Annotated in this window: 11 protein-coding genes; 5 read left to right on the top strand and 6 right to left on the bottom strand. The window is 68.7% G+C overall.

Translation table 11 applies throughout. From position 1 onward, the window contains the following. The first annotated feature begins 68 nt into the window (after positions 1 to 68). The 5 genes from ACHUEU_RS14025 (at position 69) to ACHUEU_RS14005 (ending at position 6,334) form a co-directional block, all read left to right on the top strand. Positions 69 to 1,742: a stealth family protein gene (locus ACHUEU_RS14025; RefSeq protein WP_394216749.1), complete on the top strand. Its 1,674-nt coding sequence runs from the start codon at positions 69 to 71 to the stop codon at positions 1,740 to 1,742. Further along, a complete protein-coding gene (locus ACHUEU_RS14020) occupies positions 1,739 to 3,481 on the top strand; it encodes a glycosyltransferase family 2 protein (protein ID WP_394216748.1) in 1,743 nt (580 codons plus the stop codon). The genes ACHUEU_RS14025 and ACHUEU_RS14020 overlap by 4 nt, the downstream gene beginning before the upstream one ends. Positions 3,482 to 3,483: 2 nt before the next feature. Further along, positions 3,484 to 4,734 (top strand): CDP-glycerol glycerophosphotransferase family protein, encoded by a 1,251-nt coding sequence (locus ACHUEU_RS14015; protein WP_394216747.1) that lies wholly within the window; start codon positions 3,484 to 3,486, stop codon positions 4,732 to 4,734. Positions 4,735 to 4,947: 213 nt separating this feature from the next. Further along, the gene (locus tag ACHUEU_RS14010; RefSeq protein ID WP_394216746.1) at positions 4,948 to 5,634 is read left to right on the top strand and encodes an IspD/TarI family cytidylyltransferase; all 687 of its coding nucleotides are present in this window, start codon (positions 4,948 to 4,950) and stop codon (positions 5,632 to 5,634) included. Next, positions 5,627 to 6,334: an SDR family NAD(P)-dependent oxidoreductase gene (locus tag ACHUEU_RS14005; RefSeq protein WP_394216745.1), complete on the top strand. Its 708-nt coding sequence runs from the start codon at positions 5,627 to 5,629 to the stop codon at positions 6,332 to 6,334. Before ACHUEU_RS14010 ends, ACHUEU_RS14005 begins: the two co-directional genes overlap by 8 nt. 27 nt (positions 6,335 to 6,361) lie before the next feature. Here the strand turns inward: ACHUEU_RS14005 and ACHUEU_RS14000 are convergent, their stop codons facing one another. From ACHUEU_RS14000 to ACHUEU_RS13975, 6 genes are all read right to left on the bottom strand, one after another. Then, positions 6,362 to 7,225: an ABC transporter ATP-binding protein gene (locus ACHUEU_RS14000; protein WP_394216744.1), complete on the bottom strand. Its 864-nt coding sequence runs from the start codon at positions 7,223 to 7,225 to the stop codon at positions 6,362 to 6,364. Next, the gene (locus ACHUEU_RS13995; RefSeq protein WP_394216743.1) at positions 7,218 to 8,165 is read right to left on the bottom strand and encodes an ABC transporter permease; all 948 of its coding nucleotides are present in this window, start codon (positions 8,163 to 8,165) and stop codon (positions 7,218 to 7,220) included. Before ACHUEU_RS13995 ends, ACHUEU_RS14000 begins: the two co-directional genes overlap by 8 nt. 127 nt (positions 8,166 to 8,292) lie before the next feature. Then, the gene (locus tag ACHUEU_RS13990; protein ID WP_394216742.1) at positions 8,293 to 10,170 is read right to left on the bottom strand and encodes an SIP domain-containing protein; all 1,878 of its coding nucleotides are present in this window, start codon (positions 10,168 to 10,170) and stop codon (positions 8,293 to 8,295) included. A 10-nt stretch (positions 10,171 to 10,180) separates the two neighbouring features. Next, a complete protein-coding gene (locus ACHUEU_RS13985; RefSeq protein ID WP_394216741.1) occupies positions 10,181 to 11,230 on the bottom strand; it encodes a FecCD family ABC transporter permease in 1,050 nt (349 codons plus the stop codon). After that, positions 11,227 to 12,222, bottom strand: a complete 996-nt coding sequence (locus tag ACHUEU_RS13980; RefSeq protein WP_394216740.1) for a FecCD family ABC transporter permease — start codon at positions 12,220 to 12,222, stop codon at positions 11,227 to 11,229. Before ACHUEU_RS13980 ends, ACHUEU_RS13985 begins: the two co-directional genes overlap by 4 nt. 9 nt (positions 12,223 to 12,231) lie before the next feature. Then, positions 12,232 to 13,266: an ABC transporter substrate-binding protein gene (locus ACHUEU_RS13975; RefSeq protein WP_394216739.1), complete on the bottom strand. Its 1,035-nt coding sequence runs from the start codon at positions 13,264 to 13,266 to the stop codon at positions 12,232 to 12,234. Positions 13,267 to 13,530: the final 264 nt, after the last annotated feature.

The raw sequence follows: 13,530 nt of genomic DNA, 5'->3' as shown, positions 1-13,530 counted from the left end.
GAAAAATCTGCCTATGCGCTGATGACGAGATCGTTTCTGTCCCCGTCTTGGAGGGAGCTCATCAGATCATGACGATGCGTACCGCCTGGCGTCGCCTACGCCACTTGGAGAGTCTGGCGGTCCGTACCGTGAGCCGTGATATCGCGAAGAGACGGATGCGCCGGAGTGACACGGCACTCGACCGGACCGCGACTGCCGTCACGACGCGGTTCGACGCTCCTCTGCCCTACCGCGTGCGCGAGCTCCCCGCTCGCTCCGTGGAGCTGAGCTCACCGCGGGACCACGCGCTGAAGCTCCTCGAGCGAGTGAGGACGGTACTGCAGAACAATGATGTGCCGCGCGCGGAGGCGCGCGTATCGACGGCTGCCCCGAACACGATCGCTCTCCGCGCACACGACTGGGTTGCAGCAGCGAACCTCTTGTCACGGGAAATCCAGACGCTACTGATCGGTATCGGCGGTATTACTGCAGGCGCCTCAGAATTCGTCAGACAACCCTCCGTTCAGGCGCTCGAGGGTGCTGCGGTTCTTCACCTCCTGGACCCCGCGGTCACGCTTCACGCGGGCCGGGTTATCTCCCGGTACGGCTTCGAATCCGCCGTCCGCCTCGAGCGCTGGGATCCGACGGAGGAAGGGCGCTACACGGCGGCCATCTGGAACCCGCGCACCGAGCTCCTCGCACCGGAGGCCTTCCGAATCGTTCTCGACGTCAACGCTGAGCCGACGGCCTCCTCCACAGCGGCAGAGGATGCCGCCGCCGCACTGCAGCAGACCGCTCTGCTCGACGTCGATTTCCCGATCGACGTGGTCTACACGTGGGTGGACGGCACCGACCCGGTCTGGCTGGCGCGAAAGCGCGACGCCCTCGAGACGGACGCCGGCGAACGGATGACCGAGGATGCCGCCGCCGATTTGCGCTTCGTGGCGCATGACGAGCTGCGCCATTCTCTTCGTTCCCTCGAGCAGTACGCACCGTGGGTGCGGCACGTCTACCTGGTCACGGACCGTCAGCGCCCTGCCTGGCTGCGGGAGGACCACCCTCGGCTGACGATCGTCGACCACAAGGACATAGCCCCCGCCGGCACCCGCCTGCCCAGCTTCAACTCCCAGGCGATCGAGGCGAATCTGCATCGGATCGAGGGGCTCAGCGAGCACTTCCTGTACTTCAACGACGATGTCTTCCTCTCCTCTCCCGTCACTCCCGATCTCTTTTTCAACCCCAACGGCATCGCCTCGATGTACATGTCGCGTGCTCACGTCGGTCCGGGCGCGCCGGTCCAGGGTGAGCCAGCCTCGGACTCTGCGGGGAAGAATGCCCGCGCGCTGGTGCGCGAAGCCACCGGTCGTCGGGTCTCGCGGAAGCTCTTCCATGCCCCGTTCGCGTTGCGCCGCTCGGTGTCCTACGAGATCGAGGAGCGGTGGCCCGATGTCGTCGCTGCCACGCGTGACGCACAGTTCCGTCGCATCGACGATGTGACTCTCTCGGGTGCACTGCACATGAACTACGCCTTTGCCACCGGTCGTGCCGTCACCCGCGGCATCCGCTATCGCTACGCGAACGTGGGCGCCCACGACGCAGCCGCGCGCCTTTCCGGCCTCGAGCGGGATCGGGACGTCCTGCAGACGTTCTGCCTCAACGAGTCGACCCATGAGATCGATCCCGTCACGCTCGACCACCAGGTGCGCAGCTTCCTTCATCGTCGTTTCCCCGACACCAGCTCGTTCGAGATTCCGGGGGCATGATGAGCGACGCTCACCATGCCGGTGATGACGGGCCCGACCGCTCCGCCGAATTCCCGGAACCGGTTCTCTCCGTACAGGCAGACGCCTCCTGCACCGATGGGTCGCCGCCGTCCCCGCTCCTCCTGGGCGCCTGGTCTGCGCATTCTCACACCGAATTGTGGGGACAGGCTCTTCCGGCGTCGGCCTGGCACGCAGTGCTCGGGGAGGTCGCCGTGACCCTAGAGATCGAGGGTGGCCCTGCGCGAGTCTGGAGTGCACGCTCAGGCAAGCGGCAACTGGTGGCCGGTGGCAACATCAAGACACTGCAGCTGCGGCTGGAGGCCGACGGTCCAGAATGGTTCTGGGTCGAGGGCACGGTGCGCTCCGTGGCCTGGAGCACGGAGGCCTCTGTCGAACTACCACCAGTCACGGTGGTGATGCCGACAAGACTCCGTGAACAGGACGCGGTCGCTCAGACTGAACGATTCGCACAGATGGGAATCGTGCACGAGGTGCTCGTGATCGATCAGGGCGGTACTCTCGCAGCTTTGCCCGCGTTCTCCCGGCTGCTCGCCAAGCGCCCCAAGATCCGGCTGATCACCCAACCGAATCTCGGAGGATCCGGAGGGTATGCCCGGGGAATGCTCGAGGCCTCCCGGAACCATGCTGCGGCTGTGCTGCTCTCGGACGATGACGCAGTCCTGTCCGAGGAGTCGTTGCACAGGATGCTCACCTACCAGGCACTGGCGACGCGCCCGACGATCATCGGCGCTCCGCTGTTCTCTGCGGCACAGCCCACTCGCCTGATCACCCACACCGAAATGGTCGACGCCCGCGCCTTCCAATGGCGATCCACCAACCGGATGCGCGACACGATGGATCTCGCCGGCACCTCGCCTCCCGACTGGACATTCATCACCGCCGGAAGCCGAGCGAACTACACGGGCTGGTGGGGCACCCTCTTCCCCCCGGGGACCATCTCGGACTTGGGCCTGCCCGCGCCTCTGTTCCTGAAATGGGACGATGCCGAATACGGGCTGCGCGCCACGGCCCATGGTTACGATCACGCGGTACTGCCGGGCACCGCGGTCCATCATCCGCCATGGACCGCCTACCGCACCCAGATGACCTGGACTGCACGAGTCCTGCACCGGAATCGATTGGTCATCGCCGCCGCCTACGGCTCCGGGCGCGGGGTGATCCTCTCCTCGCTCCTCCACCAGGTCAAACACGTGCTCTCCGGGCATCTGCTCACCGCCGAGCTCTGGGAGGACGGCATCGAAGCGATGTGCGCCGGTCCCGAGACGTGGATGGGTGACGACCTGCAGCACGCCCGCACCGACGGCGACCAGCTCGTGCGCGCCTGGCACCACGACCATGACTTGCCCATATCGACCTCTCCGACCAGGCGCACGCCGTTCGCCCTGCCCTCGGCCTTGCTACGTGCGGTGCTCCGGATGCTCCGCAGCGACCACGCGCCCCGCGCGATCCTCGCCGTGCACGCTGACGACGTCCACTGGCGCACCACCCTCGGCGCCGATGCCGTCCTCGTCACCGATGACGAGGGCTCGACGGTGTCGGCGTTCAGCGTGCGCGGATCCGACATGCGCCGTGCGCTCCGCCGGTCGCTGCGTTCCCACCTAGGCCTCGCCGTGCAATGGCGGTCCCTCTGCCGGCGGTACCGCACCGCGCTGCCTCGCCACATCACCCCCGACGCCTGGAACGCGCTGTTCGCGGCGGCGTCCGCCGAGAGGACCTGATCATGCCCGCACGCGGGAACGCCTTGAAGCGCACGGTGCGCAGCACGGGCGGCAAGCTGCTGCGCCGTTTCGGACTGCTGCCCGGAGGCATGCCCGACGGCCTCGGCGACGACGCCACCCTGACCGATGCGACTCTGAACGGCGAGGTGATCGTCTACTTCCCGGACACGATGGACAGCCTCTACCAGCTGCGCAGCTGGTACGGACCCCTCCAGGAGCTGCACCGCGCCCAGGGCGTGACCATCGTGTGCATGGACTCCCGCACCGCTGCGGCTGTACGGACGGAGGCGGAGCTGCCCGTGGTCACCATCGCCCTGGACGCCACCCTGGACGCGATCATTCTGCGCAGCGACACCAAACTGGTGCTGTACGTGAACTACAACCCGCTGAACACCGCGGCCCTGCGATCGCGCTCTGCCATCCACGTCTCCCTGCTGCACGGCGACTCGGACAAGGTGGTCTCAGTCTCCAACCAGATCAAGGCCTACGACTACTCCTTCGTCGCCGGGCAGGCGGCGATCGATCGGCTCGAGCGATATACGACCCTGTTCGACGCCCCCGCCCGCTGCATCCCGGTGGGCAGGCCGTCGCTGGACACTGATCGGACCGAGGTGACGGTCCGCACTGATGACCGCCCGACCGTGTTGTATGCACCGACCTGGGAGGGCGGCCAGGCCTCCGCGGCCTACAGCTCGCTGAGCACCCACGGAGCGGCCGCCGTGCGCTCCCTGTTCGACGAGGGTCTCCAGGTGATCTACCGCCCTCACCCCCTCACCGGAGTGCGCGTGGCGGAGCTCGGGGAGGCCGATCGGGAGCTGCGCACGCTGGTGGAGTCCTCGAAGGGCCTGGTCAGCACCGACCGTCCGCTGCAGCAGGACTTCATCGACGCGGACCTCATGCTCTGTGACATCTCCGCTGTCGCCGGGGACTGGCTCACCACCGGCAAGCCGCTGATCATCACCCGCCCCGCGGACCCGCAGTCTCGGGACGCGGGGACCGCGTTGCTGAGCGTGTCCCCGCGGCTCGCGGTTGCCGAGGCGGAGAACACGGGGCGCCTCGCGCGTGAGCTGATCGAGCACGATCCACTCCACGAAGAGCGGCTCGAGCTGATCGAGTACTACCTCGGCGACATCACCCCCGGCACCTCCCTGGCACGTTTCCTGGAGGCGTGCCGTCGGCTGGCCGCGCGCCGCGACGAGCTGTGGGCCCGGATCCAGGAGCAGGAGCGCTCCGGTGACGCCGACTCCTCCTGAGCACAGCTCCCGTACGCGGATGACGTGCGGGGCTCGGTCTCCTGATCCCGCAGGCCGCAGGCCGCAGGCCGCAGGCCGCAGGTGCCAAGGACAGCCGACTTGTACAGTGACCAGCACGTGCCATCCCGAGGACGTCCCGACGATCTCGATGGACGCGGATAGACTCTGCGGCTCGTCAGGGAGCACCGCCGACCGGAACGAAGGACATTCCCCATGTACTCATTGATCCTTCTCAACGGAGGGATAGGCAGCCGCACCGGCGCGGACTCGCCCAAGCAGCTGCTCAAGCTCCGCGGGATCCCGATCCTCGTCTATGCACTGGTCACCGCTGACCGAGTGGAGCAGATCTCCCAGATCGTGCTGAACTATCCGCGCCAGTGGCGCGAGGACGTCGAGGCGATCCTGGCGGCCTACGCGATCTCGACACCGGTCACCCTCGTGGAGGCCGGATCCTCCCGGCACTCCTCGGTCGCCGCGATGATCTCGCACTGCACCAATGACGACGTGATCATCCATGAGACGGCGCGCCCGCTGGTACGCACCAGCGACTTCCAGCGCCTGATCGACTCCGGGCACCGCAACGTCTCGCTGATGTCGGAGATCTCCTACACCGTGGCGCCGGTGGACCCGGAGTCCTCGGCGGTGGTCGGTTCGCTGGACCGCTCGCGATTGCGCAACGTGCAGTTGCCGCAGAAGTTCGCGAAAGCCGATCTCCAGGACGCGCACGCGCGTGCCCTCGAGCGGAACGTCGAGTTCACCGAGGACGCGACCCTCGTCGCGGAGTTCGGACACCCCGTCCATTTCATCGAAGGAACGGACGAGAACCTCAAGGTGACCACCCAGACCGATCTGAAGATGGCAGGGTTCCTCCTGCGACCGGAGGAGGACGACGATGAGTAAGACCGCGCTCGTCACCGGAGCATCCCGCGGCATCGGCCTTGAGACCACTCGGCGCTTCATCCTCAACAACGACGACATCACCACCGTGGTGATGTTCGCTCGCGCTTCGGAGGACTTCGACCGCAGCGTCGCCGCACTCGAGAAGGAGCTGCAGGTCGGCCGCAAGCTGATGCCGATCGCCGTCGACGTCGGTGATCGCGAGGCGCTGAAAGCGGCCGTCAGCCAGGCTCACGAACAGGCCGGGGCGACCGACATCCTGGTCAACAATGCTGGGTACACCAATCCGGTGCCGCTCCAGCAGGTCGACATGGCCGACTTCGAGAAGACGATCAACGTCAATCTCTACGGTCCGTTCACGATCGTCCAGACCCTGCTGAATCTGGGCAACCGCTTCGATCTCATCGTCAACATCGCTTCCACGGCCGGGATCAGCGGTCGCTCCGGCTGGCTCACCTACTCCGCCTCAAAGGCGGCGGTGATCAACATGAGCCAGGTGATGCGCGAGGAGCTGTCGATCTACGGCACCCGCGTGGTGTGCCTCTCTCCCGGTCGCACGGCGACGGCGCTGCGTCGGACGCTCGCACCGGAGGAGGACCCCACGACGATCATGCAACCCGGGCACGTCGCTCAGGTCATCAGCACCCTGTGCTCCCCCGTGGGACGATTCATCGATTCGGAGAACCTCGTCGTCCGGCAATGACCCATGCGGAGCCCGTCCTGGCGGCGTCTACGCGCCGCCGCTCGTCGCGGCCCGGCGTGAATCGGTGTACCTCTTGTACGCGGCACAGACCTCCTTGGACCCGCCGTCCATGACGAGCTTCCCCTCGTGCACCCACAGGACCCGCGTGCACATGCTCACGATGGTGTTCAGCGAATGGCTGACCAGGAAGACGGTGCCGGCTCCCTCACGGACCTCGTCCATCTTCTCCTTCGACTTCGCGCGGAAGGCCGCATCTCCGGTGGCCAACGCCTCGTCGATCATGAGGATGTCCGGTATCGCAGAGGCAGAGATCGCGAAACGCAGCCGCGCACCCATGCCGGAGGAGTAGGTCTTCATCGGCAGGTTGACGAAGTCGCCGATCTCCGCGAAATCGACGATCTCCTGGAACCTCTCGTTGACCTGCTTCTTCGTCAGGCCGAGGGCGAGCGCACCGATCGTGATGTTGCGCTCTCCGGTGAGGTCCTTCATCAGCACGGCGTTGACGCCGAGCAGAGCCGGGTTGCCGGCGACGTGGACGCTCCCGCCCGCCGGCGGGATGAGGCCGGCGATGGCACGCAGCAGAGTCGATTTGCCCGAGCCGTTGACCCCGATGATGCCGATAGCCTCGCCGTGCTTCGCGGCGAACGTGATACCTCGGACCGCCTTGATCTCGCGAACCGTCGGCTGTTTGGCACCCCTGCGCACGAGCCGCCCCAGGACACCCCAATCGCGCCCGGCCCCGTGCCCCACCTTCTTCGCCCCGAACACACGGTAGGAGACGTGCAGGTCGTTCACCAGCAGGGAGAGCTGGTCGGAAGGCACCTCGAGCACGGGCGTAGTGTCGAGTTCGTCCTGGTCGACCTCGAAGTCGACCTCCTCGGTGTCAGTCACGTCCGTACTTCTCCTCTCCGCTCCAGAAGATCAGGAAACCGACGACGGCGAACAGCACCGCCCAGATCACGCCGAACAGCCACATGGTGAGGTCCGGCTGATAGGCGGGTTCGTTCAGAAGGCAGGAGCGCACCAGGTAGAGGTACACCGCCACCGGTTGGTACTCCAGCAGCCATCCCCAGCTGTACTTGCCGAGGTACTGCTCCACCGAGAAGATCACGCCCGAGGCGTACATGAGGATGCGCAGGAAATGCGGCAGCAGGTTGTCCAGGTCGGGGGTCATGGCGACCCAGCGCGCCACCATGAAGGCGCACCCGGTGGAGAACAGCCACAGTAGGAAGATCGCGGGGACCAGCAGCAACCAGTAGGCGTCGATCGTGACCTTCCCGGCGACGGGCAGGAAGCCTGAGGCGTACGAGATCACGCACATGACCACGAGCGCCGGACCGAGCATCAGCAGCTCGGCGAGGACGCCGGCAGTGGGAAGCACCGCGCGGGGGAAGTCCACCGATCGCACCAGGTTCATGTTCTTGTTCAAGGAGTGCGCACCGGCCATCACGGAGCGCTCGAAGAAGCGGAACATGAATACACCCACGACGATGAAGGCGATGGTGTTCTCGATGCCCGCCCGGCCCACGTTCAGCAGGAATCCGAAGATCAGCACATACACCGAGGCATTGATGATCGGCGAGAAGAGCGCCCAGATCTGACCGAGGTAGGTGTTCTGGTTCTCGGCCTCCGCCTTCGAGGAAGCGAGCACCTGGATGAAGGCGCGGCGCTGCCACAGCTCCCTGAAGTACGGAAGAAGTCGCGGACGGATGCCGATCTGTTCGAGATCGTTCTCCTTCACCGCAGCGTCGACCGAGGCTTGGCTGAAGGTTCTCTCCAGCGGCGGTGGCACCAAGGGCGCGACCACCTGCTCCGTCTCACCTGCACTCACTACGACTGCTCCCCTCTCGGGCGTCGCGGTCACGACGCCCGACCACTCCGCGTGACGGTCCACTCTACGGCGTGGGTCCCGCTCGCCCCAGCCCCGGTGACGCAGCTCGCTGGCACCTCGGCTGGGCTCAGTGCTCGGCGCGCCCCTGCCGCCAGTACCCCATGAACGACACCTGCGTGCGGTCCAGTCCCAGCTCGCTGACCAGGTGACGGCGCAGGGTCTTGATCACTCCGGCCTCCCCCGCGAGCCAGGCGTAGAACGCGCCGTGGCCCGTGATGGTCTCCCACAGGATGGTCTCGTCGACGTCGACGTCCTCGAGCTCCTCCGGCGTCGTCGCAGGGCCATCATCCGCAGGCGCGCCGGCCGCGGCGTCGCGGAACGCCTGGGCATTGTTCTCGCTCATCACCCGCCGCACGGCGGCGTCGAGCAGCTCCCCGTGCGGCCGGCCCTCGCGCGGCAGCCAGGTCACCTGCACCCCGGAGCGGCTCAGCAGCTGCTGGGCGTCACCGGCCTCCGGCACCTCCAGCAGGGCATGGCCGCTGATCGAGGCGGGCAGCGCTTCGAGGATGGAGCCGACGGCGGGCACCGCCGTCTCGTCGCCCACCAGCAGCACCGTGCGGGCGGTGCCGGGGCGGAACTCGATGCCGCCGTAGTCGGGGCCCACCAGATGCCGGTTGGGGCCGAGCAGGGAGATGGTGTCCCCCACCTGCGCGTCACGGGCCCAGCGGGCGGCGACGCCCTGGCCGGGCTGCTCGACCGGGTCCAGGTGCAGCACCACGTCGATATCGATCTCCGGCTGTGCGGAGCAGTTGCCGGGATGTCCGGCCGCGCGGTGCTCGCGCACGGTGTAGGTGCGCATCCAGCCCCGATCGGTCGGAGCGATCTGCAGCCAGCTGCGGTACCACTCGGCGTGGGTGGCGGGATCCAGCAGCCCGCCCGGGCGCACCGGGGCGAAGTGGTCCGCGCTCGCCTCCGGTCCGGGGATGACCAGCTTCACCCGCAGATCCAGTGGATGGGAATTGGTGCCGAAGTGCTCCAGATCGGCGCTGGTGAAGGTGAATCGCACCAGGGAGGGGCCCAGTGGCCGACGGGCGGCGACGGTGAGCTCGAAGGCGAGCATGGCGGAGTGCTCGAGGGCGGGCACCAGCGCGGTCTCGCGGCTCGTGACGGTCTCGGTGGTGGTGGACACGGGGTCCTCCTCGTGGTGGTGGGGTGAGGGTGTGCGGTCCCGTCCGCGGGGCAGCACCATCGGGCTGCCGGTGACGGGGTCGGGGGCGATGTGGGCGTCCAGGGCGAAGACCTCATGGGCCATCTGCGCGGTGATGACCTCGGCCGGAGTGCCCTGGGAGTGGATCTCGCCGGCACGGACGGCGACCAGATGGTCGGCGTAGCGGGCGGCGAGATTGAGGTCGTGCAGCACGATGCCGACGGTGGTGCCGCGCTCGCGGTTCAGGTCGCGGACCACGTCGAGCACCTCCAGCTGATGGGTGACGTCGAGGAACGTGGTGGGCTCGTCCAGCAGCAGCACCTCGGTCTGCTGGGCGAGCGCCATCGCGATCCACACCCGTTGCCGCTGCCCGCCGGAGAGCTCCTCGAGCAGCCGTTCCTGCAGGGCGTCGGTGCGGGTGGCGGCGAGCGCCTCTGCCACCGCCCGCTCGTCCTGCTCGGTCCACTGGGGGATCAGCCCCTGGTGGGGGAAGCGGCCGCGCGAGACCAGCTCGCGCACGCTCACCCCGTCGGGCGCGATCGGGGACTGCGGCAGCAGCCCGAGGCGCCGGGCGAGCTGCTTCCCCCGCAGCGAGTGCAGCTCGCGGCCATCCAGCAGCACTCCGCCGGCGGCCGGGGTGAGCAGGCGGGACATGCCGCGCAGCAGGGTGGACTTGCCGCTGCCGTTGGCGCCCACGATGATCGTCACCCGCCCCTCGGGCAGCGACAGGCTGAGGTCGTGGACGACCTCCCGACGGCCGTACGCCAGGTGCAGGTGCTGGGCTTCGATCAGTGCCATGGTCGTACGGTCACCTTCCGGATCCGGAGGTCGGGGTGCGGGTGAGCATCCACATCAGGAACGGGGCGCCGAGTGCGCCGGTGACCACTCCGGCCGGCAGCTCGGTGCCGCCGAAGAGGTTCTGCCCGGCGATGTCGGCCAGCAGCACGATCACGGCGCCGACCGCGGCGGAGAGCAGGAAGCTGGGACGGCCCGCGAGCCGCTGCGCGATCGGCCCGGCGAGGAACGCCACGAAGGAGAGCGGCCCGGTGACGGCGACGGTGAGCGCGCTCAGCGTCACCGCCACCAGGATCAGCGCGACCCGGGTGCGGGGCACGGTCAGTCCCAGGCTGGTGGCGGTGTCGTCGCCCAGCTGCAGGATCCGCAGCCGCGTGACCAGCAGGGCGAGGAGCGGGATCAGCACCACCAGCGCGCCGGCCAGCACCGCCGCCCGGTCCCAGGTGGAGGCGGAGAGCGAGCCGATCATCCAGTGCAGCGCGTCGCCCGCCGACTGCAGCGTCAGCCGGGTCAGCAGGTAGGAGATGAGCGCACCGAGGGCGGCGGCGACCCCGATCCCGACCAGCACGAAACGGTTGTCCGCACCGCCGGAGGATCCCGGTCCTCCCCTGCCGGCCACGGCCAGCAGGAGCACGGCGGTGGCCAGGCCGCCCAGCAGCGCGAACCAGAACAGGGCACGGCCGTCGGCCTGGAAGAACGCCATCGCGATCACCGCCCCGGCCGAGGAGCCGAGGGTCACGCCGATCACATCGGGGCTGGCCAGCGGGTTGCGCAGCAGGGTCTGGAAGACCGTGCCGGAGAGCCCGAAGGCGATGCCGGCCAGCAGTGCGACCACCGCGGTGGGCAGGCGGTGGTCCACCACGATGAAGGAGTACCCGGGGACGTCCTCGCCGCTGATCGCCCGCAGGGCCAGGTCGAGCGGGACCATCGGGGTGCCCACCAGCACCCGCACCGCGACGAGCGCGAGCAGCAGCAGCCCGGCGACAGTCGCCACCAGGAGGATGCGGCGGCTGCGCTGCGCGCGCGCTCGCGACGCAGGAGCGGGAGCAGCAGCGGCGCTCACAGTCCCACCTGCCGTCGGCTGCGGATGAGCACGATGAACACGGGCACGCCCACCAGGGCGGTCATCACGCCCACCTGCACCTCGGCGGGCGGGGCGATCACCCGGCCCACGGTGTCGGCGAGCAGGAGCAACACCGGGCCGCCCAGCAGGCACAGCGGCACGATCCGACGGTAGTCGCCGCCCACCAGCAGCCGAGCCGCGTGCGGGACCACCAGGCCCAGGAAGCCGATGGGGCCGGCGAGCGCGACGGCCGCGCCGCACAGCAGGATGACCGCCGTGCCCAGCAGCGCCCGGGCCCGGCCCACCGTCACCCCGAGCCCCACCGCGGCATCGTCCCCCAGCGCCAGGGCGTTGAGCATCCCGGTGGTCAGCAGGATCGTCACCGCGCCGATCATCATCAGCACCCCCACCCCGGTGATGTCCGCGAGGCTGCGGGCGCCGAGGGTGCCGACCTGCCAGAAGCGCAGCCGGTCCAGGGAGGAGTCATCGATCATCACCAGGGCGTTGACCACCGAGCCGAGGCCGGCGGTGAGGGCGGCCCCGGTCAGGGCCAGCTTGAGAGGGGTGGCGCCCTCGCGGCCGAGGGAGGCGACGGCATAGACCGCGACGGTGCCGAGCGCGGCGCCGAGCAGGGCGAGCCCCATGAGCTCGACGACCCGGGAGGCGTCGGCGAGGTAGACCCCGAGCACCACGGCGGTGGTGGCCCCGGCGTTGATCCCGAGGATCCCGGGATCGGCGAGCGGATTCCGGGTCATCCCCTGCATCGCGGCACCCGCCACGGCCAGTGCCGCACCGACGGCGATCCCGGCGAGGGTGCGCAGCAGTCGCGAGTGGACCACCACGTGGTCCGTGAGGGCGTCGTCATAGGCGCGCAGCGCCTCCACCACGGTGCTCGGGGAGACGGTGCGGGCACCGACCATCAGGGAGAGCAGGCAGGTGAGCCCGAGGGCCAGCAGGGCCCCGGTGAGCACGAGCGGGGTGGAACGGCGCACCGTGGCCGGTCAGCCGCGGACGCTCTGCGCGACCTCGACGACGGTGGGCACGAAGTGCTCCAGCGCCCAGGGCAGGCTGAGGGCGTTGGCCGCTGAGATCGACAGGGTGAGGTGGTCGTCGTCGGTGAGCACGACGCCGCCGGAGGCGACGGCCGGGATCTGCGCGAACAGCTCGTTGGCCTGGAAGTCCTCGACGGTGGTGCCGGGTGCCGCCCAGGAGTAGAAGAGATCCGAGACCAGTTCGTCGGCCCGCTCCGCGGACCACTCGAGGTAGAAGGTCTCGGAGTCGGGGGTGTTCTCGGTGACCACCTCGGCCAGCGTCATCCCCAGCGAGGTGAAGAACCGCGAACGGGTGTCCCCGCCGAGGTAGAGGGCGATGGAGTTGTCGGCCAGGCCCAGGGTGCCGGCGATGAAGGTGGCGTCGGCGACCGCGGGGTTCTCCTCCCCGACGGCGGCCAGGTCCTCGGTGATCTGCGCGGTCAGGGTCGCCGCCTGCTCGGAGAGTCCGGTCGCGGTGCCGACCGCGGCCAGCACGTCCTCCCAGGAGGCGGTGTAGTTCGGGGCCAGCGGACCGATGGTGGGGGCGATCCTGCTCAGCTGGTCGTACTCCTCCTCGGTGATGCCGGAGTACGCGGCGATGATGAGGTCCGGCACCAGCGCCGCCATCTCGTCGTAGTTGATGCCGTCGGTCTCGTCGTAGGTCACGGGCGCCGCGTCGGTGTCCCAGCCGGCGCCGAGCTCCTCGAGCTTCGCATCGATCCAGTCGGTCGAGCCGTTCTCGTTGCCGCCCCAGGTCACGACGGGCATGCCGGCCGGGACCAGGCCGAGCGCGAGGACCGTGTCCGCGTTGACCCAGGAGACGGTCGCGATCCTCGTCGGCGTCGCCTCGAGCACGGTCTCCCCGTACAGATGCGAGATCGTGGCCTGGAATCCGCCCTCCGTCCCCTCGTCCCGAGCGGCATCCGCGTCACCGCCGGAACAGGAGGCGAGGGCGGGCACGGCGAGCACGGACAGGGCGACGAGCGCACGGCGGGAGAGCGTCACAACGGTTCCTCCAGAGGTCGGGGCCGCCGGATCTCAGCGGTTAGGCGAGCCTGACCTTATTCCGTGACGCCGATGGTGCGCAATTGCCGACCGTGCAGGAATCTCGGATCCGGGCACCCCGCAGGCACGCGACAGGCACCGGACAGCGCGCAGAAAGCGACCCGGATCACCCGCGGGGCGAGCTCGTCTCAGACGCTATGGGGGTGGCGGAGTCGCTGGGTCGGGTCTTGTGGCCCAGGGCCCCGCTATGAAGACTCGTGGATC

The sequence above is a fragment of the Brachybacterium vulturis genome, assembly GCF_043641765.1.
Lineage (GTDB): Bacteria > Actinomycetota > Actinomycetes > Actinomycetales > Dermabacteraceae > Brachybacterium > Brachybacterium vulturis_A.
The sequence above is the reverse complement of the archived record's forward strand: the minus strand, read 5'-3'. Positions and strand labels throughout refer to the sequence as shown.

Bases quoted from the DNA above. Each gene is read 5' to 3' on its own strand.
- ACHUEU_RS14010 (WP_394216746.1), top strand. From the start codon at position 4,948: ATGTACTCATTGATCCTTCTCAACGGAGGGATAGGCAGCCGCACCGGC.
- ACHUEU_RS14020 (WP_394216748.1), top strand. From the start codon at position 1,739: ATGATGAGCGACGCTCACCATGCCGGTGATGACGGGCCCGACCGCTCC.
- ACHUEU_RS13990 (WP_394216742.1), bottom strand. From the start codon at position 10,170: ATGGCACTGATCGAAGCCCAGCACCTGCACCTGGCGTACGGCCGTCGG.
- ACHUEU_RS14015 (WP_394216747.1), top strand. From the start codon at position 3,484: ATGCCCGCACGCGGGAACGCCTTGAAGCGCACGGTGCGCAGCACGGGC.
- ACHUEU_RS14005 (WP_394216745.1), top strand. From the start codon at position 5,627: ATGAGTAAGACCGCGCTCGTCACCGGAGCATCCCGCGGCATCGGCCTT.
- ACHUEU_RS14025 (WP_394216749.1), top strand. From the start codon at position 69: ATGACGATGCGTACCGCCTGGCGTCGCCTACGCCACTTGGAGAGTCTG.